Consider the following 26405-nt stretch of genomic DNA (forward strand, 5'->3'; position numbering starts at 1 on the left):
TCACCTTCTTTAAATTACAAACTTTAAATTATAAACTTTAAATTACAAAGAAGGGGGCGCCGAAACGCCCCCTCACGTTGAACCCCTCGCTAGCAGAGAGCGGAGCAAGTTGATCGAGTGGGTTAAGTCTTTACCGGAGCAAGCCCAAGACGTTCTGCGGCAGGCCGTTGGCTTGAGCCAGCATACTGGTGCCGGCTTGAAGCATGATCTGAAGTTTTGTGAAGTTCATCATTTCTTTCGCCATGTCCGTGTCACGGATACGGCTCTCGGCCGCCGTTAGGTTCTCGCCCGCCACGGTTAGGTTGTTGATGGTGTGCTCCAGGCGGTTTTGGTACGCGCCGATCTTCGCGCGCTGCATGGAAACCTTGTCGATGGCGCTGTCGATGATGGTGATGGAGCGGGCCGCCGCTTCACGGTCGGTTACGAGCACTTTCGTCAGGCCTAGGGCCTCGGCGCGCATGTCGCCGATATTGATGCCCATGTCCTCGCCCTCGTTAGCCCCGATCTGGAACACCGTGGTGTTGTCAGCAAGGTGGAGAATCGTTGATTCCTGAGTCGCGATGTTGTACTCAAAGTACCCCGTGTCGGTGTTGAGATGAGCACTGATCCCGGTCATCGCGTCGAACACCACATCCACGTTCTCGTGGACCATACCGATCAGTTTGTTACCAGTCACTTTGCCTGCCGTAATGTTCTTACCCGTGTGGGCATCAGTGACATTCACGTCATAACTGCTCTCCCGCGCTTCCTTCATGATGTTCATAGACAGGGCCTTTATCAAGTCTTCGTCTCCCGCGAAAGAGAGTTTCCCATCCGCGCCCGCGACGACAGAACGGATTACGAACGTTCCCGGCGCGGTATCCGCGGATTCGCCAAAAGCCGTAATGGCCGAGACGTTCGACTTGGCGTTCGCCGCCGTCGTGTAAGTGACGAACTTGTTCGCGTCGTCCCCCACGTACTTGTTCTGCTTGAGGTCGACGGCGATGGCATTGTTGAGCTTGTTCATCATGTCATGTATGGTGTCGTCCCCGTAGAGGGTGACTTGACTTTTCGTCCCGTCGCCCTGAGTTATCGTGAGAGTCTGGGCGTCCGTCAAAAGGAAGCGCCCTTCAGAGTTCCAGAACTTGTCGATGTCACGCAGTTTCGTATTCAGTGTTGCGATGTCGCCGATCTTGGCGAATACGAAATTCTTCGGAACTTTGACCTTCACGCCGAATTCCTTCTCGGGTCCCTTGGCATCGTAGCCGTAGCGTGTTAGATCCAGATTTTTGCCTTGAATGCCATTGGTGTCGAAGTTATAGACGACCTTAGAGCCATCGGTCCCCGTGACCTCGATGCCCACGTCCGCCGCCCTGGATTGGGAGAAGAACACCGAAAATGCATCTCCACTATTGAAGAGCGCTAAATCTTGTTGCGGCGCGTTAGTGGCGGTTAAAACATTGGTGGCGCTGCCGAGTTCGAGCGTGTCGCTGCTTGTGCCACCGGCAGCCCACGTCAGCGTCTTAAGAGCGATGTCGGTTTTCGTTCCGTCCACGTCCCAATACGTTCCCTTCACTTCTAATTCGAGCTCACCAGTAGCACTGCTCTGAGCGACTTTGAAAGTCAATGCCGCGTTGCCTTTGGTGAAACCGCTCATACTAAACAAACTTTTAATGAGCGTCTCATCAGCCCTACTCTTGCCCGGATCAGACCTGTAAATATCTGTCACCGTAAACGCCGTAGCCTGCGCTTCCACCGATTGCGCGCTATAGGTGACCGTGCTGCCGGGGATTTTGTTCGTTCCAACGATAATCGGAAGAGATTTATTGGTAGCGTTGTTGGCCGTGGCCTTAATAACCTGCTCAGTGGGCATCAGGAATTCTAGGTCAGGGACTGTGCCACCGCCAACATAATCGTGTAGCTTCAGGGTTGAATTTTTAACGTCCGATCCTTTAAGCGCATAGTCCGTACTTCCCACAGTGACAATAACATCATCTGCGGTAAGTGCTGAAGTACCCTTCGCGACGTCAGTGGGTTTGTGTTTGAAGCCGGCTCCAGTGTAATCTGTGCCACCACCCACGCCGAACGTAAAGCCAACTTTGAAACTCCCTCCAGTAATATTGAGAGTCCCGTTTACCTTCGTAGCTTCCGTAAAAGTGCCGGTTATCGTTTGATCCTGAATTTCGCCGTGCGTACCGTCGGTCTTCGTGTACCAGCCTTTAACTTTGAACGAGCTGACCGCCGTGGCGGTACCGATAATATCGGACACTTCCAGGTACATTTGTGAGACGTTATTCACTGAAGCCTCAGACATATCAAGGGCCAACGTTTGGGCGCTTGTATGAGTGGGGTCAAGCGTGCCACCGCTAGCGGTGATGGCACTAGCGGCTTTAACGGTGATGTGGTTGAGAATCGGCTCGTTCAGCTTATCTGGGGTTTTCCTATCGACTGAAGCGGAGGTGATCTCGACGGGTTTGTGCTTGATCTTGAATTCGTCGGTCTTCTTGACCTCACCTTGTCCCGGCGTCGCTTTGATTTCGATCTTATAATTGCCTTCGGCCGCGTTCTTTTGGCCGAACTGGTCGATGGTGCGAAGCCCGCCGTTGATGTTCGCCTTGGTCGACAGCTTGTCGCTGGACCATAGTACGGCAGCTGACCCGTCCAGCAGTTTCTTTTTGTTGAACTGCGTCGTGTTGCCGATGCGCGTGACTTCCTCCCGGAGCTGGTCGATCTCAAGCTGGATGTAGCTTCGGTCCTGCTGGGTCAGAGTGTCATTGGCCGCTTGTACGGACAGCTCGCGCATACGCTGTAGGATGCTATGGGTCTCGGAAAGAGCGCCCTCTGCCGTCTGGATCATGGAAATGCCGTCTTGAGAGTTCGCGACAGCGCGGTCAAGGCCGCGGACCTGGGCTCGCATTTTCTCGGAGATGGCTAATCCTGCTGCGTCGTCAGCGGCGGAGCTGATGCGTAATCCGCTGGAAAGTTTCTGGATGGATTTCTGCAACGAATTGGTGGTGGTGGTGACCGCGTTGTAGGTCTGAAGCGCGGGGATGTTGTGATTGACAATAAGCGCCATGAGAATATACCTCCTTGTGTTTGAGGGGTTTGACTTCAATGTCTATCCCCGTTTTACGTCCGTTGGCATCCATGTCCGACGGACTCGATCCTTCAAAATAAAACAACATAAAACAACATAAAACAACATAAAACAACGTGGGCGCTTTTGTTGAATGCGCGGCTGAACACGCGGTGAAAATATGAAATCAAATAAATAGTTCTATGACGGGCATCGACCTCCTCGCTTCCGTGCGATTTTCCGCGCCCTCTGTGGCGCACCCGACGTAAAGCCCACTACGCCGGAAATAAAGTTGACCCTAAATATGCTTTTCCTTGACCGCTATCCCATAAATCTTGAAAGCAAAAGTATCAAAACTTCGAGGAGAGAACAAGTTTGTGCGCTCCGCTTCCCTTACCCGATGTTATATCATGTAAGCTAAAAGATCGTCAATGGCGAAAATCCGAAAAATAAATGAGAAACGATCCGTGCCAATCACCTATTCTCACGCGCGTGATCCTAAGTCCTAATGAGGTATATTCTCATGGCGCTTTTTAATATATATATTTAATATATATATTGAATATACATTGATATTGGAGAGAAGTGGACGACGCGTCTAAAAAACTTCCGTTATAATGGACAAAATGGACAAAATCGAGTTGCTTACTCACGGAGTGACCGAGGTGACACAAGAGGTGACACAAAATGGACGAAAACGATCATTTCTGTAGAGTACTGGACCTTAAGCTCGGAGCCTCACCCGATAAAATTCGATTCGCCTACCGTCGGCTGGCGAAATTGTACCATATTGCACCATCCCGATTGCACCATCCCGACAAGAACCCGTCGCTGGACTGGAAAACGCCATGAGAGATCACTCCACATGGCCCAGGTGAAATACGCGATAAACGAGGTGTTTGAGATGAGTGAAGTGCCTGAAATGTCTGAAGTGCCTGCAATGCTTATGGAGGAATGTTACGCTTCCGGTTGGCCCGTCTTTGGTCCGCGAAAAGCAGCCGAGGCGTTGCCGCCCCGGCCATCGGGTATGAATAAAGGGAACCGAGGGCGGATTTTGGTGGCGGGCGGCTCGGAAAACTATCCGGGAGCTGCGGCGCTGTCCTGCCTAGGAGCGCTGCGAAGCGGAGGCGGGGTCGTCTCGCTGCTCTCCTCGCCAGAGGTTTGCCACGCTTGCGCCTCTCGCCTTCCGGAAGCGGTGCAGTTGCCCGTAGTGGGAGCGTGGGACTCGCGGATAGCCGCGGCGCTGGACGAGTTGCCCCGCGCCAACGTCGTCGTGGCGGGGCCGGGGTTGGGGCGTTCCGGCGCGGCGGTGGCTTTCGCTTCGGCCCTCTGGAAAAAGTGGGATAAGCCCCTCCTCATGGACGGTGACGCCCTCTACGCTCTGGCCACTATCGCGGAAGATCTGTCGCCTCGGGCAAATTCCGTCCTGACCCCTCACGAAGGAGAAGCCGCGCGCCTTCTGGGCTGGACTCCCGAAGAAGTGCGTGAGAACCGCGAAGAGGCGGTACAATGTCTTTCAAAACGTTGGGGATGCGTTCTTCTCAAAGGAGAGGGAACGTTGCTCGCCGCCTTCGAGAAAAGGGCCCGCCTGGACCAAGGGGGCGCGGAGCTTTCCGTTCCCGGCTCTGGTGACGTACTCTCCGGGTGTATCGGGACCTTTCTGGCCCAAGGACTGAAGCCTTTCGAGGCGGCGTGTCTCGGAGGAATACTCCATGGCATGGCCGGGCGTCGCATAAGGGAGAGCAGGGGCGTGGATGGGGTCTTAGCCTCGGAGATCGCGGACGGCCTTCCCTTTGTCATCGGCTCGTTGCGGGCACTGCGTGCTTAAAAGTCGCTCGCTTAAAATTTTTTCAGGAAGGAAGTGCTCTGGAATAATGAAGTTGGCGGATCGTTATAGTAAAGCGCAGCCGTCGGGGATGATTAAGATCTTTCAGGCGATAGAGACAATGGAGGATGTGCTGAACCTCAGCATCGGAGAACCCGACTTCGATACGGAACACGACATCATCGACGTCGCGACAAAGGCCGCGAAGGAGGGGTTTACCCATTACCCGCCTCTACAGGGGTTTCCCGACGTGCGCAAGGCGGTGTGCGGCTACTGGAAACGTCGCCACGGCCTCGATAGCTCGCCTGATGAGGTTTTGATGACCGTGGGCGGCATCCAGGTCCCTCATCTGGCGATGCAGGCGCTGCTGAATCCGGGTGACGAGGTCCTATTGGTGGAGCCTTACTTCGCGCCTTACCTCATCCAAGTGGAGGACAAGGGAGGCGTGGCGGTCCAGGTGAGAACCACGGAAGAAAACGGTTTCGCCCCAACCGTGACTGACCTCGAAAAGGCTTTGACACCCCGCACAAAGGTCCTTTTACTGAACTCGCCCTGCAACCCTACGGGACGCGTCGTCCCCCGCGAGCAGTTGGAGGAGATTGCCGCCCTCGTGACCCAGCGCGACCTCTTCGTTTTGAGCGATGAAATATACGAGTCCCTGATTTTCAAAGGAGCACACGTGTCCTTCGCGACGCTCCCAGGAATGAAGGAGCGCTCCTTAACGATGGGAGGACTCTCGAAGAGCCATTGTATGACCGGGTGGCGCGTGGGATACGGTATCGGGCCGGTAGAACTGATCCGCGCCATGACACTAATCGCCAGCAGCCAAACCTACGGCTTGAACGCCCCAACCCAAAAGGCCAGCGCCTACGCCCTGGCGAACCACGACCACAAGTTGGCCGAGCGCAACAAAATCTTCGCCGAACGCATGGATTACGTCGTGAAAAGACTCAACGCCATGAAGAACGTCACTTGCGCCGCCGCCGAAGGGGCCTTTTACCTCTTCCCCAACATCAAGGGCACGGGTCTCACCAGTGAGGCGTTCGTTTGGAAACTCCTGGAGAACGCGCACGTGGGCACGATTCCCGGTTCCGCCTTTGGAGTTAGTGGCGAAGGCTATCTTCGGGTTGCCTGTACCCAGTCCATCGAGATTCTAATCCAGGCCATGGATAGGATGGAAGATTTTTTAGTGACTCTGAAGTAATTTTGAAGTAATCGTAAACTTTTGGAGCCGGCGATCCGGCTCGAACGGATGACCTGCTGATTACAAATCAGCTGCTCTACCTGCTGAGCTACGCCGGCTTATTTACTATACCTTGAGCATATTCTTGAGCATATTAATAATATATAAGCCTAAACTACATATAAACCTAAGCTATTGATATAGCTAAAAAAATCTAGTAACATATTTTACAGAGAACATCTGTTTCTGTCAAGGGGTTGCTTATTGGATTTCGGCGCTGGCTCTCTGCTGATCGGTCAAAAACGGCCTCATTGGCTCCCTGAAATCTTCATATAAACTTCATACACACATACCAGCTAAACTTCATACACACATACCAGCCTCCACACATACACAGCCTCATCCCGTGTATAGCAGAAATGTATGCCCGTGCCGCGCCACCGTGCCCGCGGCATCAGACTTGTTCGCACTTGATTTTCGCCAGTATAAATGTTATTATTTATCACTAAATTAGAGAATTAACGACTCTGCGCACTACATTTAAAATATTCAAGGAGCCATGAGAGAAAGTGAAGGGAAAATCGAGAGTTCTATGTACTATTTTAATGTCGGCGCTGTTGCTGGGAGCGGAAGTTCGAGCTTTTGCTGAGCTTCTAGAGGTCAATATTGAACGCGCGCTGGGACTGGCGATAGCGAATAATAATCGTATAAAAATCGCGAAGTCGGACGTGGCACTTGCGGGAGAGGCAAGGCATTTGGCCCATAGGGCGAAAGGTGTGAACGTGAGCGTTACCCATAATTCCTCTTATACAGATTACCAAGGGGAAGGGTATCCTCAAAGCTACGGAGAGTCTTACAGCAACAGCATTGTCGGCTCCTATCGGCTCTATACGGGCGGAATCGTCGGCAGCACTATCAAAGAAGCCGAGAGCGATTACCAATTCCAAAACGAGGTCCTGCGTAAGACCCATCAGGACTTAAAGCTGGATGTGGTTCGTGGCATCTATACGATACTTCAGACCGAGGACGCGGTCCGCCAGGCGGAAGAATCGGTGAAACGCTTGACCGCTCACGTGGATAACGTGAGCATCCTCTACGAAAACGGCAGTGTGGGCAGAGCCGATCTGCTGAGGTCGGAGGTCGAGCTTTCCAACGCGAAACAAACTCTTATCCGCGCGTCGAGCTCCTATGATACCGCGGTGAAACAACTCAACAGTCTCATGGGAGTTTCGCTGGACGCGCAGCTTCTCATAGACGAAAAAATGACTTACGAGAAATACCCCCATACGCTGGAGGAGTGTGTCTCCTTTGCAAGGCGGATACATCCCGACCTGGCGGGGGCTTCTCACGCCATAAAGTCCGCGAAGGCCGGGGTCGGTGTCGCCCAAGGAGGGAGGCTTCCCCAGGCGTCTTTGATGGTCACTCAAAATCTCGGATCTATCAACTCGTGGCCCGGAGCGAAGGCGGACTCGCTTTCTGTGGGTATCAACATCGAGTTCACGGTCCTGGACGCGGGGGCGGGCGCCTCTAAGGTCTCCTCGGCTAAAGAGTCCGTCCAGAAAGCCCAATATCATTATGAACAGACCATGGAAACGGTTATTTTGGCGGTCAACTCTGACTATAATAGTATTATGGAAGCGGCTCAAAGGGTGGAAGAATCGATGTCGGCGGTGGGGAAAGCGCAGGGGGCGTATGACATTGCGGTGGACCGTTATAATGAGGGAGTCGGCACAAATATCGACGTGGTGGATTCTCAAGGCGCTTTGACATCAGCCCATTCAAACCATACCCAAGCTCTATGCGATTATAATATAGCGCTCGCCAACATCGAACATTCGATGGGAGGACCTTTGGAGTGAAAAAGTTTGAAGCAAAAAAATTCAAAATGAAAAAGACAGGTCAATTGCGTTCATGAAAAAATTTTTTATGGGGGCGATGGCTGTCATCATTTTCCTTTCTATCGCCTTTGTGGGGTATGGAATATACCTCAACCAGACCAGCGACAACCATATCGAGACGATGATGGCCTCCCGTGTCGTGAATGTGCGGGGAATCCGAGTGTCTTTACGGAACATCAGGCCGGAGATTGTCTTGCCTCGCGCGAATTTTCAGACGAACCGAGCGGCCGACGTCATAGCCCCAATAGAGGGAACCATCGATGAGGTTGCGGCCGTTCAAGGCCAGGCTGTGAAGCGCGGGCAACAACTTTGCACTCTCGTCAATAGGGATATAGCGCTTCAGATCTCCAGGGCGAACACTGACGTCGCCAAGGCCCAGGCCTCGTATGCCCAAGTCCGAAACGAGGCCGATAGGAGCAAACGCCTTGCCGAGAGGGACGCTATCTCCCAAAACGAGTTGGAGACGGCGACGGCGCGCCTGAAGGCGGCGGAAGCGGAACTGGAGGCGACCAGAATCGCGCTCAGACAACTCAATCAACAGAAAAGATTTCAGACCGTAACCTCTCCCCTGGATGGTTTTTTGGTTGCCTTTTACAAAGAAACAGGTTCCTATGTTCAGAGAGGCGAGCCTGTGGCTATGGTCGCTGATTTTTCACACCTCATGTCCAGGGGACAGGTTACGGACGCGCAGATCAAGAACATAACACCGGTGGACGACGTTTTTTTGATGCGCATGGACATGTCGTACCTCACGGAAAAAGCTCTAGATATGGCATTTGCGTCCGGTTTCGAGGAGAATTTCATCATAAAAACCAGAATACGGAACATTGATCCGCCCATGAGCGAGAACGCGCCTCTCAGGATCGTGACCTGGGAGATGGAGAATGATCGGGCTCTGCTGGAGCCGGGATATTACACGGACGTGACGATAAGCAGGAACGACATGAAAAACACGCTGGCCGTGCCTCTCATGCTGATTAAGGATATAAAAAACCCGTCACTTCACGCGCGAGACTCGAACTCGAAACTCGCCGTCAGAAAGGTCGAGACCGGTGTTTATGGCGAAGGCCTGATTGAGATTCTGAGCGGGATAGAAGAAGGCGACGTGGTGATCACGTCGGACATTGAGGGTATCGGGCTGGAAACCCAAGTAGACGTAACGCTGGAGGACTATTGACGATGAAAAAAGAGATATTCAGCGAAGCCGCGCTAGCGCGGCTTCGTTCGCCTGAACAGTTGGATTCCCTTTTTCGCGTGACCCAACCCGTGACGTGGATGGCTCTCGCGATGCTGTGTGTCTTGACGGCGTCCGTGGTGTTGTGGAGCTTTTACGGAGTCCTGTCTGAATCAGTGACCACCGTGGGCATGATCATCGACTCCGCTGGGGTCGTCAACGTCTATCACGACGTTGGGGGACGACTGACGGAAGTGCTGGTGCGCCCAGGGATGCGGGTGAAGCAAGGCGACGTGGTGGCCCGCCTGTCCCAGCCCTCCATGTTGAACGACATCGCCATGTCCAAACAGAACATTGCCGTATCCACGAACAAGCAACAGGTGGAAAGTGGTATCGCGAACTTTGATTCCGTGACGAGCAAATGGTATCAATCTGCAGAGGTTGTGAGCGCCTACGACGGGATCATCTTGGAGGTCGCCGTGAACGAGGGAAGCATCCTCGCCCCAGGGTCTATGGTGATCTGCACCATAAGGCGTGACCAAAATAGGGATGACGTATCGGCCCTCATGTACGTCCCCATGGAGTCCGGCAAAAAGGTGAATGTGGGGATGGTCGTGCGCCTTACGCCCAGCGGCTCGGACGCCGACGAGGACGGCAGCCTCATGGGGGTGGTACGGCAGGTATCGCAGTATCCGGCCTCCAGCGCCGGGATCGCCAAAAATATCGGCAACATGGACGTGGTACAGTGGATAACGCAAAACTTGGGAGGCGCCGTTGTCGAGGTGAGGGTGGACCTCGTCCGCGACCCGAAGTCTGAATCGGGTTATCTGTGGTCGTCCATCACGGGCAACCATCCCAAGGTAAGCGCGGGAAGTTTCTGCAGCGGCATGATCGTCGTGAAGCGCACCCCGCCGATAGAGAAAGTGTTCCTGAAATTGAGCCAGTGGCTCCGAAAATCCTGAAATGTTCCATGGCCGCTGGTTTAATAAGCGAGTTCACCATACTCCCACGTTGCTTCAAATGGAGGCGGTGGAGTGCGGCGCCGCAGCGCTGGGCATTATTCTGCGTTTTTTCGGCCGAATTGTCCCGTTGGAGACGTTACGCTCCGAGTGCGGAGTGAATCGTGACGGCAGCAAGGCCAACAACATGGTGAAGGCCGCCAGAAGATTTGGCATGAATGCCTCTGGAAAGCGTTTCACCGCGAAAACGGTTTTATCCGAGGTGCGCACAAAGGGAACTCCGATGATCATACACTGGAACTTCAACCATTTTATCGTTCTCGAAGGAAACAAGGGAAACGACGTTTTTCTCAACGATCCCGCAATGGGGCACAGGACGGTGAATAAGGAAGAATTCGTCAGTTCCTTCACCGGCATCGCGCTTTTGTTAACTCCTGGCCCCGAATTCAAACGCGGCGGTAAAAAGTTTAGCGTGATGAAAGAGGTCGCTAGGAAATTAGGGCGTGAAAAAGGCGCTCTCGTTTTCGTTTTGATTGTTGGGCTTTTGATGATCGTGCCGGGGCTCGCAAAGCCGGTTTTTGACGAGATTTTCGTGGACGAAATACTCAGCGGGCATCATATGAGCTGGATGATAGATCTCATCCTCGCTATGAGCGTTGCCTTCCTAATGGACGGATTCCTCTCGTTTCTGAGACAGATGGTTTTGATCAAATGGCAGACGAAACTCACGCTCTCAGACTCCAGCGAGTTCCTTTGGCACATCCTCAGATTGCCGGTGGCGTTTTTTCAGCAGCGCTTCAGCGGCGAGATCGCCATGAGGGTCTCCTTCAACGAAACAGTCGCCAATAACCTCACTGGCGAGGCCGCCACGGCTATTCTGGACATTTTTGTGGCTCTTTTCTATCTCGTCCTTCTCGTTCAGTACAGCCCGTCTCTTACCGCTATCGGGGGATCTTTCACCCTCCTCAACATCCTGCTGATGTCCATTTTGAGAAAACGCCTCACGGAAATGTCCATGAGGATTCAGCAAGAGAGCGGAAAAGCGATGGGAACTGCGGTCAGCGGACTCCAGGTGATCGAAACTCTAAAGGCGAATGGCAATGAGGCCGATTTCTTCTCGAAGTGGGCGGGCTACAAGGCGAAGGAAAACGCGAGTATGCAAGAGGTCACCCTATCGGCTCAGGTAATGTCCGTCGTTCCTGCCTTCTTCAACGGGCTGAATGTTGCCCTCATCATGCTGGTGGGCGGCTTCAACATCATGGACGGCCTGATGTCCTCGGGCATTTTCATAGCGTTCCGCAGCCTAATGACGAATTTTCAGGAGCCGGTGACGAAACTGATGAGCCTCGCGCAGACCCTCAAAACCACCGAGGTTCAGATGCAGAAGCTCAACGATGTGAGACGCTACGAAACGGACGCCATCAATTATCCCGAACAACCGGCGCAGCCCATTGGGAGAAACAAACTAACGGGGCTTGTGGAATTTAAAGATGTTTCCTTCGGCTATAGTCCGCTGGATCCGCCGCTGATCGAGAACTTTAACTTTACTCTCAAGCCGGGCAGGTGGGTGGCGTTGGTCGGCGCGTCCGGCAGCGGCAAATCGACTGTGGCGAAGTTGGCGAGTGGCCTGTACCACGCCTGGAGCGGAAAGGTGTTTTTCGACGGGCTGGAGAGGATTGATGTTCCAAAAGACGTGCTCGTCAGCTCTATAGCCTGCATCGACCAAGAAATATATCTCTTCTCCGGTTCGGTCAGAGAAAACCTCTCCCTGTTCGACCCGTCCGTCCCGGAAAATGACATTCTCGCGGGGGCCAGAGACGCCATGATCAACGACGACATAACGGCGCTCAAGGAAGGATACGATTACCGGATAAGCGAAGGCGGTTCCAATTTCAGCGGGGGCCAGAGGCAGCGGCTCGAAATTGCCCGGGCGCTTGCTGTCAATCCGTCGCTCCTGATATTTGACGAGGCCACTAGCGCGTTGGACCCGGTGACGGAGGAAGCGGTTCTCACAAACATCAGACGCAGGGGATGCGCCTGTCTCATGGTGGCACACAGGCTGTCGGCGTTTCGCGACTGCGACGAGATCATCGTTCTTGAGTTTGGCAAAGTGGTCCAGAGAGGGACCCACAACAAGATGATCACGGAAGATGGCCCGTACCGCAGGTTGGTTTCCGCCCAGACGGGCGGTTCGAGCAGCGACTGACATGGCGACGATTACGCTCGCGCAGAGCGAATACCACAGCGTCCCTTGCGACGATGCTTACGTCTACACTCTGACGTCGGGGAAGGTCGAGGTCTACGCCTGCACGCTGGAGGGATCGGCAAACTATCACAAGATGTTTCTGGCGGTTATCGGGCCAGGAGAGGTCTTTTTCCCTCTTCTGGAAGCTCAATCCCCCTTAAAAATTTCCGTGTTCGCGATGACCGACGCGGAGATTTTGGAAGCAGAAACGGCCCAGACGCCGCCGGATATTTTCGCGGAGATGGCGAGCAGGTGGTTCAAGAAATTGAGCGATTTGCCGTGGCTCCGCTATCTTGTCGGCATAAACGACGACGTGGTTTCCCGCTGGTTCAGCGAAACCGTATTTGACGAAACCGGTCAGGCTTCTTTTGGGGCTTCTTTTCAGGCCTCTCTCGGCACTGTGAAGGAAACATTCCTGTTTAATCAAGAGATTCTTTCCATACTCATTTCGGCTCGATTCAGCGCCGACGAACGGCGCGCGGGAGAACGCGCTGAGAATCGGGCAAAGCAGAGAGTCAAGACGATGTTCGCGGCGATAGCTTCTATCCTCAGCACGGAATACACGTGGTTCGATAGGATCAAAGATTCCGCCATGAACCTCGACGATCCAATTTCTTTCGCCGTCAGGATGGTGGCGAGGCATTTCGGCATGGCGACGGAAACCGTTAAACTTCCCCCGGACATGACGTCGAAAATGGACTCGCTGACCCTGATGAGACGCCTTGTCAAGAAGGCCAACATGCAAACGCGTCTGGTCACTCTGCCGAAAGATTGGTATAAAAGTGACGCGGGGACGCTTCTTGGCTATTACGGAGAAAATCGCGAAATTATTGCCATTATCTCGGAGGGCATCGGGAAATACCGCCTTTTCAACGCGTCGACTCCTCAAGGGCTAAAGGTGAACGCCGCCGTCGCGGCGCGAATACAGCAAGACGCGTTTGTGTGTTATCCTGGTCTTTCGGCTAAAAAACTGAATTTTCGGGACCTTCTCCGTTTCGCTCTGAAGCACGTCTGGAAACACGATTGGCTGACGATATGGGGGCTCAGCGCTCTATCGGGAATCCTGGCCTTCGTCTTGCCTATGGTGACGGCGACCGTGTTTCAGGATATTATTCCCATCAATGATCGCCAGGCTCTTGGTACCGTGACTCAGGTCATGTTGGTATCCGGTTTTACCACCGCTGTATTGGGTTTGGTGAGAAGCGTGGCGTTCATGCGGGTAAAGTCTTACGTTGCCCTGGTCGAATCTGCCCTATGGTCCAGGCTTTTGTCTCTGCCGGCGCGTTTTTTCAGACAGTACGAAATGGGGGATCTTCTGAATCGGATGCAGGGAGCGCCTATTATCATGGGGCTTTTGGACAACAACCTGCTTTCGGCCATTTTCGATTCGCTGTTTTCGTTCTGCAGTCTCGTCCTCATGTTTTACTATAGCTCCGAACTCAGTTGGAGAGTGATCATCCCTTGGGGTGTCTATATCGTGCTCTCAGCGTTCGTGTACAAAAAGCTTTTGTTCCTCTCCGAGAAAAAAATAGAGGCCATGAACAAAACTTCCGCCTTGACCCTTCAGATATTGAGCGGCTTGTCCAAGTTCAAACTGCAAGGCGCGGAGAGTTCCGCGTTTCATCTGTGGACGCGGGTGTTCAGGGAAGAGTGGAGCTGGAAGTTGAAGATGCGGTGGCGGCAAAGTTTCGTATCAATTCTCAACATTGTCCAGCCCACCCTCATGACGATGGCGGTTTACTGGTTCGTGATGGAGCCAGTGAGGGCCGATCCGAGTGCGCAACCGTTTTTGACTGTTTCGAAGTTCATGGGTTTTCAGGCCGCGTTCGCTGGTTTTAACGCTACTCTCGTGTCTCTGATCCCCTACGCGGCAAATATTTTCACCGCTAAACCCTATATAGAAAATCTAAAGCCCATTCTAGAAGCCGAGCCTGAGGTTACGGAGGACAAGATGGACGCGGCAACCCTGAGTGGGGACGTTGAGATAAAAAACGTGTTTTTCAGCTACGATCCGGGTTTGCCTATGGTATTGAAGGGAATCTCTTTACACGTGCGGCCTGGCGAATCTGTCGCGTTCGTCGGCAGTTCTGGGTGCGGCAAATCCACTCTCATTCGTTTGCTGCTGGGTTTTGAAACGCCGACTCAGGGCGCTATTTACTTTGACGGGCAGGCCCTGGCCGGCCTGAACGTCTCGTCGGTCCGCTCTCAAATGGGCGTCGTACTGCAAAATGGACAACTGATGTCGGGCGATATCTTCACGAATATCGTCGGGACTTTGCCGCTGACGGAAAACGACGCGTGGGAGGCCGCTCGCATGGTGGGACTTGACCGGGACATCGAAAACATGCCCATGGGAATGCATACGATGATCAGCGAGGGCGCTGGCAACATATCTGGAGGGCAAAGACAGAGGATACTTCTGGCGCGCAGCCTGGCCAACCGGCCAAAGATCATCATACTCGACGAGGCCACCAGCGCGCTGGACAACACGACCCAGTCCATAGTCACCGAAAGCATGAAAGCTATCCGGGCGACGAAAATAACCGTTGCCCATCGCCTGAGCACGATCGAGGACGCGGATCGAATTTTTGTCATGCAAGATGGTGTAGTAGCGGAAGAGGGCAACTACGAGACGTTGATGAAACGGGATGGCCTATTCGCCAAACTTGCCAAAAGGCAAATGGAGTAAAAATGGGGTAGATGTCAATGACTGATTTCATGGACGCTCTTGTGGCGAATAAGTATTTGGATTATCGATACTCGATTCCCGAAAAGATATTCAAAAAAGAAAACTTTCCTCTTCCAGACGAAGCATTTACCTCCAAGTGGATTGCTTGGCTGGAGAACCGGGATAGCGATTTTCCTGATGATGTTTGCGCCTTGCTCTCGGGACCGGGCGTGAGGGTGTGGCTAGAGGCGACGCCCGCTGGCGGAATCCCCGTCGTGTACGCGGAGGACAGACGACTCTTCGAGAGATTAACCGCTATTTTGAGCATGGAAGACGAGGAGAGGACGCTTCCCGCCAGTGTTAACGCGTTCACGCTTCCCGCCAAGCACCCCGGTTTTACGGGACACAGGGTGATATGCCTGGCCAAGGCGGGGTATAGCGCGCTCTCCGGTGAGGACGTGGGGATCGAGAACGGGGAATGGTTGGAGAAGTCCGCTACCATACGGTTGCGTCACGAGTGCTGTCATTACTTTACGTTGAGGGTCCTGGGAGGCATGAAGAACCACGCGCTGGATGAGGTGGTGGCGGATTGTGTCGGGCAATTATCCGCTTTTGGGCGTTACGACGCCTCGTTGCAGAGAAAATTTTTTGGTTTGAAAGATGATGGCATCGTCCAAGGCGGGCGTCTGGAGTTTTATGTAAAAAAATTGTCCAAAGGCGCGGTTGCTTTAGTTTGCCAGAGAGTCGAAGAAGCTTTGGATGGCCTGGAGAAATATCTCGAAAAAAACGACGAAATGGCCTTTAAGGATCGTGGGCCGGAATTGATCGTGAAGCTCGCTACTCTCGGCCTTTCCGGAATAGCGGAGCTGGGTCGTTAGTTTAGTTGTGTCTTGCGGTTGTGTCTTTCAGCTATGTCTTTCAGTTATGTCTTTCAGGGAAGCCAGTTCTTCAAGGAGAGGTGCTTATGCTTTTCACAATATCGCGATTGATATCGCGAGACGGAGTGGATATCGAGAGTACTCCCTACGCTGAACAAGACGAGATCAACTCCTGCGTTTTTGACGCGACGGATTTTTTCAAGGTGACCGGCATCGAAAAATACAAAATGAACTTTTCCGTACCGCGGAAAAGGGAGGTCGCAATAGAGGTCCTAAAGACGTCCTTCGCCTATGCGGCGCTTTCGTCGCGACTGGACGCGGTGAAAAACCGCATTCGGGAGTTAAGCGAGTACAGCAGGAAAAATTTTTTGTTCCAAAGCCCTGACTTGACAGAGGAGGAATCTCGCGTCGCTGGCGAAACCAGGCTTCTGCGGACGGAAAAGACGCACCTTCTGGACGAGATCCAACGCCTGACCGTCTCGGAGATCGGCGCTCGAAAAGAAAATCGTATTTTGACGTATAAAGACACGGTTTTGTGCAACTCTCTCGAAAATATGGAGACGATCCTACCCGAACTCCGCGGAATGGACGCGGGCAGACTGGAAAGAATCCCGATATTTACGAAGGCCTTCGACGAATTGCCCGCGAAACGAAAGAGTGGTCAGAGACTGGCCGTCGTGGGTGGCCCTTGTCTACTGGGGACCGGAGAAATGCTCATTCACGTGATTCACAGCAACGGCAGCTCGTCCTGCTTCGATTTCAACACGGGAAACTACAGCGGCAATCTGCGCGACGAGGACGCCCTCGGACCCCACATCAGAGAAAACGCTGACAGAATCGTGAAAATTCTCTTTGAAAACAAAAAGAACGCGCTGACGCTTCAGGACCACGAATTTCTGCGGTTGCCGATGGAATTCGCACGCATGCTGGAGGTTCCCGTAGTCATTCCCTTGCCCGACGCGGCCTATATGAAATATATCGAATCGGTCACCTCCTCTGCTGCTCCGGATGTCCGCGAATCGGTGAAGGGGGATTTTGAGGTGGAAATACGCCAGATTTCTCGGCTGTTCCTGGACGCCATCGAGGAACTGAAGCGCCATCTGTGCCCTCCGAAGCTGGCGGTGCTCCATGCCGGCGATGAAGCGGGGCTCAATGCCTTTTACAACGGCAGGCGATGCTATTATGACCGATTTCTCTCGTTCAGTCAGGGATTAGCGCCGATAACCAGGAAAGCCGATATGATTGAATCTGTGACGGATTATATTTTTTACCCCGCGCTACCTTTTTATTTGTGGGGTATCGAAAATATCATTCAAGTCGATTCCCTGAACGAAACAGATTCTCTGCGCAAATGCGCGAACGCCCATGGGTCCGCGATCCATCTTTTCGGCGTGCTCTATCCCGAAATGCTCGATAAAAGCGCCTCCCGGGCCATGTCGATGGCCCCCGTCGAGGACAAGGAGTACATGCGTTGAAGAGCAAACGTTCTAAATTAGATTTTTACAAATTAGATTTTTACAAATTAGATTTTCACAAATCAGGTTTTCGGGCGATATTTTACGTGATATTCTGTGCCGCCATAGCCTCAATCTTGTTCTTGCATCAAAACTTTCGCTACGGGCAACTAAATCCGTTTAGGGAGGTTGAGCTGCACAATATCCTGATGGCCAAGACGGACGTTGCCGGAGACACGTATATCATAGACAGCGGCAGGAGTCGAATCGTCAAAATGAATGAGGACGGCCGCGCCAGCTATGAGATAAAAGGGGGAAGCGACGGCGACGTCTTTTACAATGTGTGTAACCTCGCCGTCGAAGACGAAAAGAGCTTCTTTCTCCACGAAGTCGCGTGGGACGAAAGCGGAATGAGTGTTATCACCGAGCGCATTCTAGAGTTTGACAAGAGATCAGGGGCGTCGCGGGGGGAACTGTATCGACTTGACCGGAACGCGATTAGCGCCGATAAAAACCTGTCGGCTTTGATTGCGTTGAACATCCTGAAATTTGAGGCTGGGAAGCTGTGGTTTGTGCGAAAAGATGAGGATTTTTTCGCGCTTCACAGCCTTGTTCCGGGAGAAGCGGCCGTTACGGAATATACCTTCAGTTACAAGGAAGCTCTGTGGACCTTGGGCGATTTTGCGGTCGATGTCGTCGCGAAACGGCTTTTCTTCACGGACAAGACTGGCGTCGTCAAAATTGCCGACTTCGATGAAATCAGCAATGGGGGAAAAAATAAAATATCCGTCCTTTTCAATCCGGTATCTGGAGTTTCGGCGAGGGAATTTTCCCTTCCGTACCGGTTGGCCCTTGGCGAATCCGAGCTGTATTTTTCCGACATCGGCAAACGGGCAATTATGCGCTTGGACGGCGAAAACACGGCAAAAATCGTGTTAGGCGGCTGGGAGGATGATTCTCTGCCGGTTCTCTATTCTTTTGTGCATTTTAGAGACATGCCGCCTAAGGACGGCCTGCTGACCTTGAATAGCGACGCTTCCATCCTCGGTCTTACTCCGGCGGGAAAAGAAGTCTTCCGTGCCTCGTCGCTGCCGGTTGGGCATCGGATCCTGTTGCTGAGGATCTGTTTTTGGGTCTCCATGTTTGTTCTCCTGTCATCTCTAGTCCTGGTTTTCACGGGGACTGTTTTTCGTTTTTTGAACAGCGAAAAGACGAACGTCAAGGAACTGCTGTCGCTCTCTATTATCGTAGGCATGGGCTTGGCGTTTATTGCGGTGGTACCCACGGTCTTCAGCGAACTGAGAGCCACGGCGAAAAATGAAATGATGAACCGGCTCTCCTATATCATGGAAGTCTCCTCTCAAATTCTCGACACGAAGGCACTGGCCGAAATCAAGACCCCCCAAGACTACAATGGGCTAGCATACAGGAACTTCAGGGATTCCCTGGACGACCTTGTGAAAAGAGAAAAAGAGTGGAACAGACAAATATACTGCGATGTTTTCCGATTCAAAGATGGAATCCGGTATAGCGTCTGTTTTTTGGATGGAACGATCGGAGCGTTTTTCAACCCAACAAGCGTTGAAAATTCCGAAGCCCAGGTCTGGGAGGAGAAGGACGAATGGATTAAAAACATGGGCTACCAAGACGCCAGTGGAAACTACATGTCCCTGACCGGTCCGATTTACAACGCCGACGGTGGAGTAGGGGGAGGAATCGAACTTGGGGTCGATTTGTGGGCACTGGAAAATCGTATTCGCGTTCTGTCGAAGGGCGCTCTGGTTCGCACTCTGCTTATATTGGCGTTCTTGCTCTTTCTCGTTTCCGAGATCATCGAATCCATCCCCTTTACGAAAATCCACTCCAGGAATGAGGACGAAAGAGAAATCCCCATCGCTTACCTCCGTCCCTTTACGTTTGTCGTTTTCCTGGCGTTCAACTTGTCCACCGGATTTCTTCCCAACTACGCGATGAAACTGGGCGCTTCTTTCATGGGCTTCTCTCCCGAATTCTCCGCTGTTCTGCCGATCACCGTCGGCAATGTCACCCTAACAATCGCGCCGTTGATATTGCCTTTTATGATCGCGCGCTTAGGTTTTTATAGCTCTTTTGTTGCCGGTTTCGTTCTGTGTGTCGCGGGGTACACACTGAGCGCCGCCGCGATCACGGTCGATTCGCTTACCGTGGGAATGGGTGTTTTGAGTTTGGGTGCTGGTACGTTATTCACTTTGACGCAGACATGCGTCGCAGCGCGGAAAAACGCCGACGAAAAGGCTTTGGCGTTTTCTTCTTTCGCCTCCGCTAGTTTTTCCGGCATCAATTGCGGTATTATGATCGGAGGTATTATCGCCGTCTCCTTCGGTCAAAAAGCGGTTTTTTCCTTCGGCACCTTTGGGATGCTATCGGTGATGGCGGCGTTCCTGTTTTTGACGAAGAAAAAGATGGAAATCTGGCGTCCTGCCGGCGTGGGTGTCGCGCGCCCAGCTCGCGCGCCATTCGTGTTTCCCCGGAGGATTATCGAGTTTCTGGCGTTGTCGTTCTTTCCATTTACCCTGTATAGTGGGTTTATATACTATCTCGTTCCCGTGTTTGGTAGCCAGTCTGGATTTTCCGACGCGGAAATCAGCTTGGTTTTCGTCTTTTTCGGAATGGGCCTCATGTTCCTGGGGCCAAAAATCGTGGCTTTCACGCGCGGGGAAACGAACGACATCTCTTCTTTCCTCTGGACGGCTCTCGTCATAGAGCTGACGGGTATTCTTTGCTTCGCCTCCTTCCAATCCATAGCCGCGATGCTGGCGGCGGTTTTTGTCCTGGGAGGAGCGTCCGGTGTGGGCAACGTGTATTTTCCTCTTTACCTTACAGAAATGCCCGAAACCAAGAAACTCCGGGAAGGCAGCGATATGGCATTGTTCAATTTTACCGAGAATCTGGGATTCGCAGCTGGCCCCATGATCTTCAGTGCCATTTTACACTCCGGATCTTCCGCCTGGTATTATGTCCTGGCTGCCTCGATGCTGCTGACGTCCTTGTTGTACCGCACCGTCCGGCGCGACTCACAAGACTCTACTGGGCTTCCTCGATAAGAAAGCCTGGGCGATAAAAGAAAGCCTGGGCGTAAAATCATGATATAAAATCATAATAAAAGTGAGCCAAGCGCCAAATGGTACTTGACTCACTTTCTTTGACATACTTCCACGACTAAAGTCGTGTGATTTTAAGACCGACAAAGACAGCCAATTGAAGTGGGTCTTACGTCTTCTCTCTCAAGAGTCGATGCCCCGACTCTGCGGATATTCAGCGCCGCATTGATATCGCAATCATGAAAGAAGTCTAATATGAATTTAGAGACACGACAAGAAACAAAAACGAACACCACTCGTTGGCAGCGTTGCGATTCTTATCCAACGGCTGAAGCCCTTAGCTTTCTCATCGCTTTATCGTAAAGGGCTCTTCAAAGAGAGCAACCTGCCTCGTTCATCTCATTCATCTCATTCATCAATCCCAATCCTGTTAATCCCGTTTTTTCTGATTTTACTTTAAAAAGGCGTCAAAATTCTGCTGTTCCGGGGTTGAACCGGGCGCGCATTCCTGCCGATCAGATCCGTAAACCACTGTATCTGTCCTGCACCCGCCGTTCCGTGCTCGCTCAGGATAACCCAAGAGACTCCCTCGGTTGTTGGTGGAGTAGTCAGAGAACCGTTGTACCGGATGCCGCTCAAATTCCGTGGCAACAAGTTCGTCAGGGGAAATGTTTTTTCGATCTGCTCCGTCTTACCACGATCCCTCGGCGCCGCACTCCAAGCTAACGCAATCGCTTCGTTTTCGGGTCCCTCATCGATAAAAAGCCCCACGACGGCAAGACGTCCTTTGTCGTCGCCATGTACGAAGTGAATTTCCATTGGCGCCTGCGTCCCGTTCAGTGTGTGCTCCGATGGCGTGTGAAAGTGCAGTTGCTGAAGACGATACCGGACACCTCCCAGGACGATGTAATTTTCCGCTCCGTCTTTGGGAACTACCTGTAAGGTGTGTCCGTTATTCAGGATGGAAAAATCGCCATCTTTGTAAAAAAATTCAACCCCATTCCGTTCACTTTCTGTAGGGATATCAATAGGCGACTGGGCATCGCCCACCGCCTCTTTAAAGGCAGGCGAAAGATTCTCCCAGTTTTCGGGTCCTTCCGCTCCTGAATAGGACCAGTGGACTTCTGACGCGAGAGAAGAGGAAACAAATACACTTAAGAAAAACACACAACATATCGCGGATATAAAAACCTTCCATCTGCTCTTAAAGTTCTTGTTCTTGAAGTTCCGCCGCTCATTGACCTTGAAAATTTTCATCATTTTCTTTCACTCCTATCCGTAATAGTCAGAGTCACTTCCGTTCTAATTCATGGAAACCAACAAGTTCGATCTTGTTTTGTCGCACGATAACCTCCACCTCCTCTCTCTTTTCGCAGGGAAACTCGCAGGCCAAGCCACAACTGGACGAAAGTTTGCGAGGTACAGGGGCAATCCGCGCTTCGACACCCGCGCTCCGACACGCCCGCTCGAACAAAAGAGCCATGCTCGTCGTCTTGAACGTCGCCAGACAGATCAAAAATCCCTCTCCCTTTCGAGTTCTTTTCCCGCTATTATAACAGTGTTTTCGCAGAACGCCGTTTCGTTTTCCGGCGTGCGTCGTTCCTGATAACGTACTATAATGACAATACTTTTCTAACTGGAGGCCGAGCCTTGTTTTACTTAGTGATCGGAATTGTGCTTGTCGTCGTCAGCGCCATAATCACCCAGCGTTCGAGGTATCGGACGGAGCAGGAGGAGAACCAAGACAGCGGGGTGGAAATCCAAGGATCTGAAAGCCTAGATTCAAAGGCACAGAGTGTCGAAGCCGGGAATACCCCTTCAAACGACAAAGACGTGGCAGAACCCTCACGCCCCGCGGAAACAGATGTCGTGCCCAAGGCCGATTCGAGCCCCACGAAAGTGGCGTCTGGGGAGTCCTCTCCAGAAGCGGTAACCTCCGAAGCGGCTTCGTATGGGGTAGAAGAGGAGATCGTGCCGTTGAAACCCCTTTTGGCAGCCACTCCTATCAGTTCTCCCAACGCGTTGACCAGCGCCACTTATTCTGCCGTCGCGCCTCCGACCGTCGGCGATTCTCCCTACGCTTACGGCAACACGGAGGAAACGAAGACAAAACCCGAAGCGACGTTGCTTCGCTGGAGCGGCAAGACGGGTTCTATTCAGATCGGGGAGCTGATCATCCGGGGGCCGGTGACCTACTGGTCCGATGGACCCAGCAACACACCGGAACCGTCTTGTATCGACGTCACGCTTCCCGTGGAGTACCCCGATGAAGAACACGCGCTCCCCAACGAAGGCGCGGGGTCCTATCAGGAAATGACGCCGTTGCAGAGGGGCGGGTACCTTCTCTGGTTGGCCGGTGGGCGCATTCAGCCTCCTCCTCATGTTTCTTACCCGATTCTCTGGCTTTTCGGGTTGGAGCGCCGCGTCCTGTCCGACCGTCTGGATATCAGCATCTGCATTGGGGAGGCCTTTCGCCTGATTCCATTGATCCGGTGGGAATCGCTGCGACAAACCTTGATCAAATTCATCACTTGGATGGCAGCCAAAGTCTGGTTACCCGAAGAGCAGCTCGTGGCCTTCAGCCGTTCTCTTCCCACCGTGCCCGCGGAAATTTTGGACATGTTACTGAGGCCCTACGCCGACGCAAAACTACCGCTCCCCTCCGCGGTAGCCTTCACAATCATGCGCGCGTCTCCTTTGGCCGATGGGGAGGACCTGAAGCGGTCGCTACCCCACTCCGAAGATCTGGTTGCGCAGTTTGCGATCAAGTACAAGTCCAAGTGCCAGGGCGGGCTTATCCTTTCCAAGCCCAAAAGCTCCCTTTTCGTGGCCTACGTCCCCACCAATCCAACGCTCTCCGGGGACAAAAACGCCTCCGGAGGAGTTCTGGAGCTTCCAGATTTCTTTAAAGACCTTTCAGACTTCGTGCCCCTCGTCGCCGCCTGGAGGAATTTTCTGAAAGACATGCCCGGCGCTCCGGATGAGCCTCTCGACGCGGCCAAAGAGCTGGAAGATCGGCCTGACTGGGAATCCTTCATTCGTCGATTGCGAGGTCTGTCCGAGACGGCGGTGCCCAGCGAAGAAGAGACGGCACACCCGCCCCTCGTTACCAATCTGAGGGCCGTGGCGGACCTGATGCGCATCGAGAATTCGGAGGAGGGAGACGATCCTAAAAAGCGAAAGCCTGGCGCGGCGAACCGTAAGATAATCTCTGAAGCCGCCCGGGTCGAGGGTCTTCTCGTTTTACCAGACCTTGGGATCGCGGGCAAGGAATATCACTGGGACGACATCCTAGTGCTGGCGCCATTTCCGTTGGGAGCCCGACCCTCCCTGGACTACAACGCCGCCGCGCTTTTGCTGGAGTACGCCTGCGCTCTGTTGGAGATTTCCAGCCTGGACGCGCTTGAGGACTTTAACAAGATGAGGAAACGCTTGGAGGACTATTTCTCCCTGTCTTCCGACGAGCAGGCACGCTTGGAAGAACTCGCTAACGTTTTCCTGGCCGCGTCCGCAAAGGCGGAGCCGGGTAACCTGGGGGAATGTCTCCAGTTTTGGCTGCAACAGGAGGAGAGGGCCACGATACGGGATTTTCTCGTTTTGTTCCTAATGTCGGAGTGGAAGGAGGAGCGAAAAGAAGAACAAAAAAAAGAACTGGTCCGTGGAATCTGCGGTTCCCTCGACGTCCAAGAAGGCCCGCCCCCCGCCCCTCGCTCGGCGGAAGAACGGCTGGAACTCGGTCTGCAAATCGGCAAGATCTTGTCGCCCTTATTTAAAGATTGACGTGATGTGGCGCGAGGAAAAGACGTAAGAGATCAGGTATTCGGGAGGTATTCGGGCGTTTTTATTGTTTCGCGAATACGGAGTTGGCAAAAAGAAAATCGTTTGATATAATAACTTGCTAGGTATAGAGTTCTTTTTCAGAAAAAGCCGGCGTGGCTCAGGGGTAGAGCAGCGCACTCGTAATGCGCAGGTCAACAGTTCAAATCTGTTCGCCGGCTCCAGTAAATACAAGGATTTACGATAAAGCGATGAGAAAGCCAATGGCTTCAGCTATTGGATGAGAATTGTAACGCCGCCTTTGGCGGCGTTTGTTTTGTATTTGGTTTCTTGCCATATGTCTACTTTCATGTTAAATTCCTTTTATGGCTTTATGGCTTATCAACGATGGATTTATTCGAACACATCTATGTTCAATATTGGCTATCATCTTAATCTGGTGTCCAAAATATCGGCGCAAGGTGCTTGTTGGTGATGTAGAAATCCGACGACCCCGACACTACGCCGGATGTGTCGGAAACGATCCAGGAGGCCCAGCTTGTCCCCGGTCCTGTTCGGTACGACATTGGCCCGGTGGAGCTGGACCCCGATGAGACACCACTGGTCCTGGCGAAACGGGCGAAGCTAGCCGCAATCGCCACCACTCGATGGAAGGCGGAGGTCGGGGGGGTGAAAGTCGGCGAAATGAAGATCGATACCTCGCGGGAAAGCCGGTCGCCCATTACCGGCGCAGCACTGGCAACGGTGTTAGATGAAACATATATCTGCCAATGGAAGACGGCGCAAGGGTTCATCACTCTCAACGCAGAAACGATTCTGGCGGCAGCCACGGGGGTACGTCAGCATGTACAGGCATGTTTCGATCATGAGGCGGAGTTGACGGCAGTCGTTGCCGCCGCAGAGATGATCGAGGCTGTCGAATCGGTCTCCTGGGAATGAACTGGACGCCGAGGCAGCCTCGGAAGCTGGAGGCGGAAACGCGCGAGGCAGAACGGGCGGTAATCGCGGAGATAGAGGAACTCCATGGGCGGACGGCGAACGTTTGCCCAGAGTGTGGGAGTACGAACTATCATCATGTTGACGGGTGTATGGTGTGTCAGTCATGCGGATTTTCGCCTTGTGGGGTTTAGTATAGATAGAAAAATTGAGACAGCCGCTCCTTCGGGGGCGGCGTTTTATTTGGGAGGTTGAAATGGGAGACATCAGCAAGGACTTCAATGCTTCGGAATTCGCGTGTAAGAGCGGGTGCGGGTTGAAATATCCCGCACCCGCTCTGTTTCGGAATTCGGGAAACGGTGGACAGACCTATTCTCATCGTCTCTGGGTGGCGCTGTGCCCTGCACAATCATGCTGTTGGCAGCAAGCTCCTGGGGAAACAGGGATTCGGGCGTGGCCAGGTGGGCGACGCTACGGCCTCGGCTCACACACGGGGCGAGGCTTCGGATATTCGAGGACGCTCGCGATTTGGAGGCTCATTTGACGCAAATGGGTGTAGATGCAGGAAGACCCAAGGAAGAAGCCCAAGTTACCGCGAAAATCGCCGTTGCGGCCGCTCGCCGCGCCAGTCAGGCGTCGGGGTTGCCTGTGGAAAATTTCGTTCAAATTGCCATGAGAAACATAGATCACGAGACGTGGAACAAGGAGCGACAGAACGCTCAGACGGAAACTCAAACAGAAGACCCCGCTTCTGATATTAGTTTAGAACAGGGCATTAACCCGGACGTTCCTCAAATTAGCGCAGGCGAGAAAGCGGAACAGCCTGTACAAAAAGCCGATGATGCGCGGAACAACGCAAAAATGATGAAGATGCTGGATGCTCAGTACCTGGCGGCGGTTAATGCCGGAGACATGGAAACCGCGCAAAAAATCATTGACGACCAGGCTCGGAATAACGGGTATGTTCCCATAAGCGATATCCCAAAAGACGATTGGACGAACTTGTATTCGTATCCGCATGAGTACGATGATTATGAATCCTTCTACACTATGAGACAAATCACGGACTCTCCCGGACGAATAATAACGATGTTTAGCGCGGTACCGAAGACCGTCAAAGAGGGCTCTTTCCGTAATGGCGATTGGATAACGCCCTCAAGGGACTATGCGCAGCGTGAGGGTAAGTCACTCCCCGGTGGGTATAAAATTATTCAACAAAGAGTGAATTTAAAAGATATTTGGTGGAATGGTAAATCACTCGACAGGTTCAGAT

General features: G+C 52.8%; 18 protein-coding genes and 2 tRNA genes. 15 read left to right on the top strand and 5 right to left on the bottom strand.

Annotation, left to right across the window (positions count from 1 at the left end):
• Positions 1 to 130 precede the first annotated feature (130 nt).
• Positions 131 to 3055 carry a flagellin gene (locus tag LBJ36_11035; protein MDR1379566.1) on the bottom strand — a complete coding sequence of 975 codons (2925 nt, stop codon included), beginning with the start codon at positions 3053 to 3055 and terminating at the stop codon, positions 131 to 133.
• Positions 3056 to 3959: 904 nt separating this feature from the next.
• Between LBJ36_11035 and LBJ36_11040 the strand changes: the two genes are divergently transcribed.
• Both LBJ36_11040 and LBJ36_11045 read left to right on the top strand, forming a co-directional pair.
• Entirely contained in the window at positions 3960 to 4883 is a 924-nt protein-coding gene (locus tag LBJ36_11040; GenBank protein ID MDR1379567.1) for an NAD(P)H-hydrate dehydratase, read from the top strand.
• Positions 4884 to 4929: 46 nt separating this feature from the next.
• Positions 4930 to 6084 carry a pyridoxal phosphate-dependent aminotransferase gene (locus tag LBJ36_11045; protein ID MDR1379568.1) on the top strand — a complete coding sequence of 385 codons (1155 nt, stop codon included), beginning with the start codon at positions 4930 to 4932 and terminating at the stop codon, positions 6082 to 6084.
• Between the two features lie 22 nt (positions 6085 to 6106).
• Here the strand turns inward: LBJ36_11045 and LBJ36_11050 are convergent.
• Positions 6107 to 6182: transfer RNA gene (locus LBJ36_11050), tRNA-Thr, on the bottom strand.
• 486 nt (positions 6183 to 6668) lie between these two features.
• Here LBJ36_11050 and LBJ36_11055 point away from each other — a divergent pair.
• The 8 genes from LBJ36_11055 (at position 6669) to LBJ36_11090 (ending at position 20422) form a co-directional block, all read left to right on the top strand.
• On the top strand, positions 6669 to 7922 hold the full coding sequence (locus LBJ36_11055; GenBank protein ID MDR1379569.1) for a TolC family protein: 1254 nt from the start codon (positions 6669 to 6671) through the stop codon (positions 7920 to 7922).
• Between the two features lie 52 nt (positions 7923 to 7974).
• The gene (locus LBJ36_11060) at positions 7975 to 9138 is read left to right on the top strand and encodes an efflux RND transporter periplasmic adaptor subunit (GenBank protein MDR1379570.1); all 1164 of its coding nucleotides are present in this window, start codon (positions 7975 to 7977) and stop codon (positions 9136 to 9138) included.
• Positions 9139 to 9140: 2 nt separating this feature from the next.
• Positions 9141 to 10097 (top strand): biotin/lipoyl-binding protein, encoded by a 957-nt coding sequence (locus tag LBJ36_11065; GenBank protein MDR1379571.1) that lies wholly within the window; start codon positions 9141 to 9143, stop codon positions 10095 to 10097.
• Position 10098: 1 nt separating this feature from the next.
• Positions 10099 to 12300 (top strand): NHLP family bacteriocin export ABC transporter peptidase/permease/ATPase subunit, encoded by a 2202-nt coding sequence (locus LBJ36_11070; protein ID MDR1379572.1) that lies wholly within the window; start codon positions 10099 to 10101, stop codon positions 12298 to 12300.
• 1 nt (position 12301) lies between these two features.
• A complete protein-coding gene (locus LBJ36_11075; GenBank protein ID MDR1379573.1) occupies positions 12302 to 15028 on the top strand; it encodes an NHLP bacteriocin export ABC transporter permease/ATPase subunit in 2727 nt (908 codons plus the stop codon).
• Positions 15029 to 15039: 11 nt separating this feature from the next.
• Positions 15040 to 15885: a hypothetical protein gene (locus LBJ36_11080; GenBank protein ID MDR1379574.1), complete on the top strand. Its 846-nt coding sequence runs from the start codon at positions 15040 to 15042 to the stop codon at positions 15883 to 15885.
• Positions 15886 to 15971: 86 nt separating this feature from the next.
• A complete protein-coding gene (locus LBJ36_11085; protein ID MDR1379575.1) occupies positions 15972 to 17360 on the top strand; it encodes a hypothetical protein in 1389 nt (462 codons plus the stop codon).
• Positions 17357 to 20422 carry a hypothetical protein gene (locus LBJ36_11090; GenBank protein ID MDR1379576.1) on the top strand — a complete coding sequence of 1022 codons (3066 nt, stop codon included), beginning with the start codon at positions 17357 to 17359 and terminating at the stop codon, positions 20420 to 20422. Before LBJ36_11085 ends, LBJ36_11090 begins: the two co-directional genes overlap by 4 nt.
• A 453-nt stretch (positions 20423 to 20875) precedes the next feature.
• Here LBJ36_11090 and LBJ36_11095 read toward each other — a convergent pair whose 3' ends face one another.
• Together LBJ36_11095 and LBJ36_11100 are read right to left on the bottom strand one after the other, a co-directional pair.
• Entirely contained in the window at positions 20876 to 21679 is an 804-nt protein-coding gene (locus LBJ36_11095; GenBank protein ID MDR1379577.1) for a carbonic anhydrase family protein, read from the bottom strand.
• A 31-nt stretch (positions 21680 to 21710) separates the two neighbouring features.
• Entirely contained in the window at positions 21711 to 21935 is a 225-nt protein-coding gene (locus LBJ36_11100) for a DUF3343 domain-containing protein (GenBank protein MDR1379578.1), read from the bottom strand.
• Between the two features lie 134 nt (positions 21936 to 22069).
• Between LBJ36_11100 and LBJ36_11105 the strand changes: the two genes are divergently transcribed.
• The 4 genes from LBJ36_11105 (at position 22070) to LBJ36_11120 (ending at position 25326) form a co-directional block, all read left to right on the top strand.
• The gene (locus tag LBJ36_11105; GenBank protein MDR1379579.1) at positions 22070 to 24199 is read left to right on the top strand and encodes a TerB N-terminal domain-containing protein; all 2130 of its coding nucleotides are present in this window, start codon (positions 22070 to 22072) and stop codon (positions 24197 to 24199) included.
• A 146-nt stretch (positions 24200 to 24345) separates the two neighbouring features.
• Positions 24346 to 24420: transfer RNA gene (locus LBJ36_11110), tRNA-Thr, on the top strand.
• Positions 24421 to 24706: 286 nt separating this feature from the next.
• The gene (locus LBJ36_11115; protein MDR1379580.1) at positions 24707 to 25135 is read left to right on the top strand and encodes a DUF4376 domain-containing protein; all 429 of its coding nucleotides are present in this window, start codon (positions 24707 to 24709) and stop codon (positions 25133 to 25135) included.
• Positions 25132 to 25326: a hypothetical protein gene (locus LBJ36_11120; protein ID MDR1379581.1), complete on the top strand. Its 195-nt coding sequence runs from the start codon at positions 25132 to 25134 to the stop codon at positions 25324 to 25326. The genes LBJ36_11115 and LBJ36_11120 overlap by 4 nt, the downstream gene beginning before the upstream one ends.
• Before the next feature lie 84 nt (positions 25327 to 25410).
• Here the strand turns inward: LBJ36_11120 and LBJ36_11125 are convergent, their stop codons facing one another.
• Positions 25411 to 25620, bottom strand: coding sequence for a hypothetical protein (locus LBJ36_11125; protein ID MDR1379582.1), 210 nt, complete (start codon positions 25618 to 25620; stop codon positions 25411 to 25413).
• Between the two features lie 61 nt (positions 25621 to 25681).
• Between LBJ36_11125 and LBJ36_11130 the strand changes: the two genes are divergently transcribed.
• Positions 25682 to 26405, top strand: a 724-nt coding sequence (locus LBJ36_11130) for a hypothetical protein (GenBank protein MDR1379583.1), incomplete at its 3' end; no start/stop codon positions are given.

The sequence above is a fragment of the Synergistaceae bacterium genome (assembly GCA_031267575.1).
GTDB lineage: Bacteria > Synergistota > Synergistia > Synergistales > Aminobacteriaceae > JAIRYN01.

Coding starts and splice junctions, on each gene's coding strand:
- LBJ36_11070 (MDR1379572.1), top strand. CDS start 10,099: ATGTTCCATGGCCGCTGGTTTAATAAGCGAGTTCACCATACTCCCACG.
- LBJ36_11065 (MDR1379571.1), top strand. CDS start 9,141: ATGAAAAAAGAGATATTCAGCGAAGCCGCGCTAGCGCGGCTTCGTTCG.
- LBJ36_11055 (MDR1379569.1), top strand. CDS start 6,669: ATGTCGGCGCTGTTGCTGGGAGCGGAAGTTCGAGCTTTTGCTGAGCTT.
- LBJ36_11080 (MDR1379574.1), top strand. CDS start 15,040: ATGTCAATGACTGATTTCATGGACGCTCTTGTGGCGAATAAGTATTTG.
- LBJ36_11095 (MDR1379577.1), bottom strand. CDS start 21,679: ATGATGAAAATTTTCAAGGTCAATGAGCGGCGGAACTTCAAGAACAAG.
- LBJ36_11040 (MDR1379567.1), top strand. CDS start 3,960: ATGAGTGAAGTGCCTGAAATGTCTGAAGTGCCTGCAATGCTTATGGAG.
- LBJ36_11060 (MDR1379570.1), top strand. CDS start 7,975: ATGAAAAAATTTTTTATGGGGGCGATGGCTGTCATCATTTTCCTTTCT.
- LBJ36_11085 (MDR1379575.1), top strand. CDS start 15,972: ATGCTTTTCACAATATCGCGATTGATATCGCGAGACGGAGTGGATATC.
- LBJ36_11075 (MDR1379573.1), top strand. CDS start 12,302: ATGGCGACGATTACGCTCGCGCAGAGCGAATACCACAGCGTCCCTTGC.
- LBJ36_11120 (MDR1379581.1), top strand. CDS start 25,132: ATGAACTGGACGCCGAGGCAGCCTCGGAAGCTGGAGGCGGAAACGCGC.
- LBJ36_11035 (MDR1379566.1), bottom strand. CDS start 3,055: ATGGCGCTTATTGTCAATCACAACATCCCCGCGCTTCAGACCTACAAC.
- LBJ36_11045 (MDR1379568.1), top strand. CDS start 4,930: ATGAAGTTGGCGGATCGTTATAGTAAAGCGCAGCCGTCGGGGATGATT.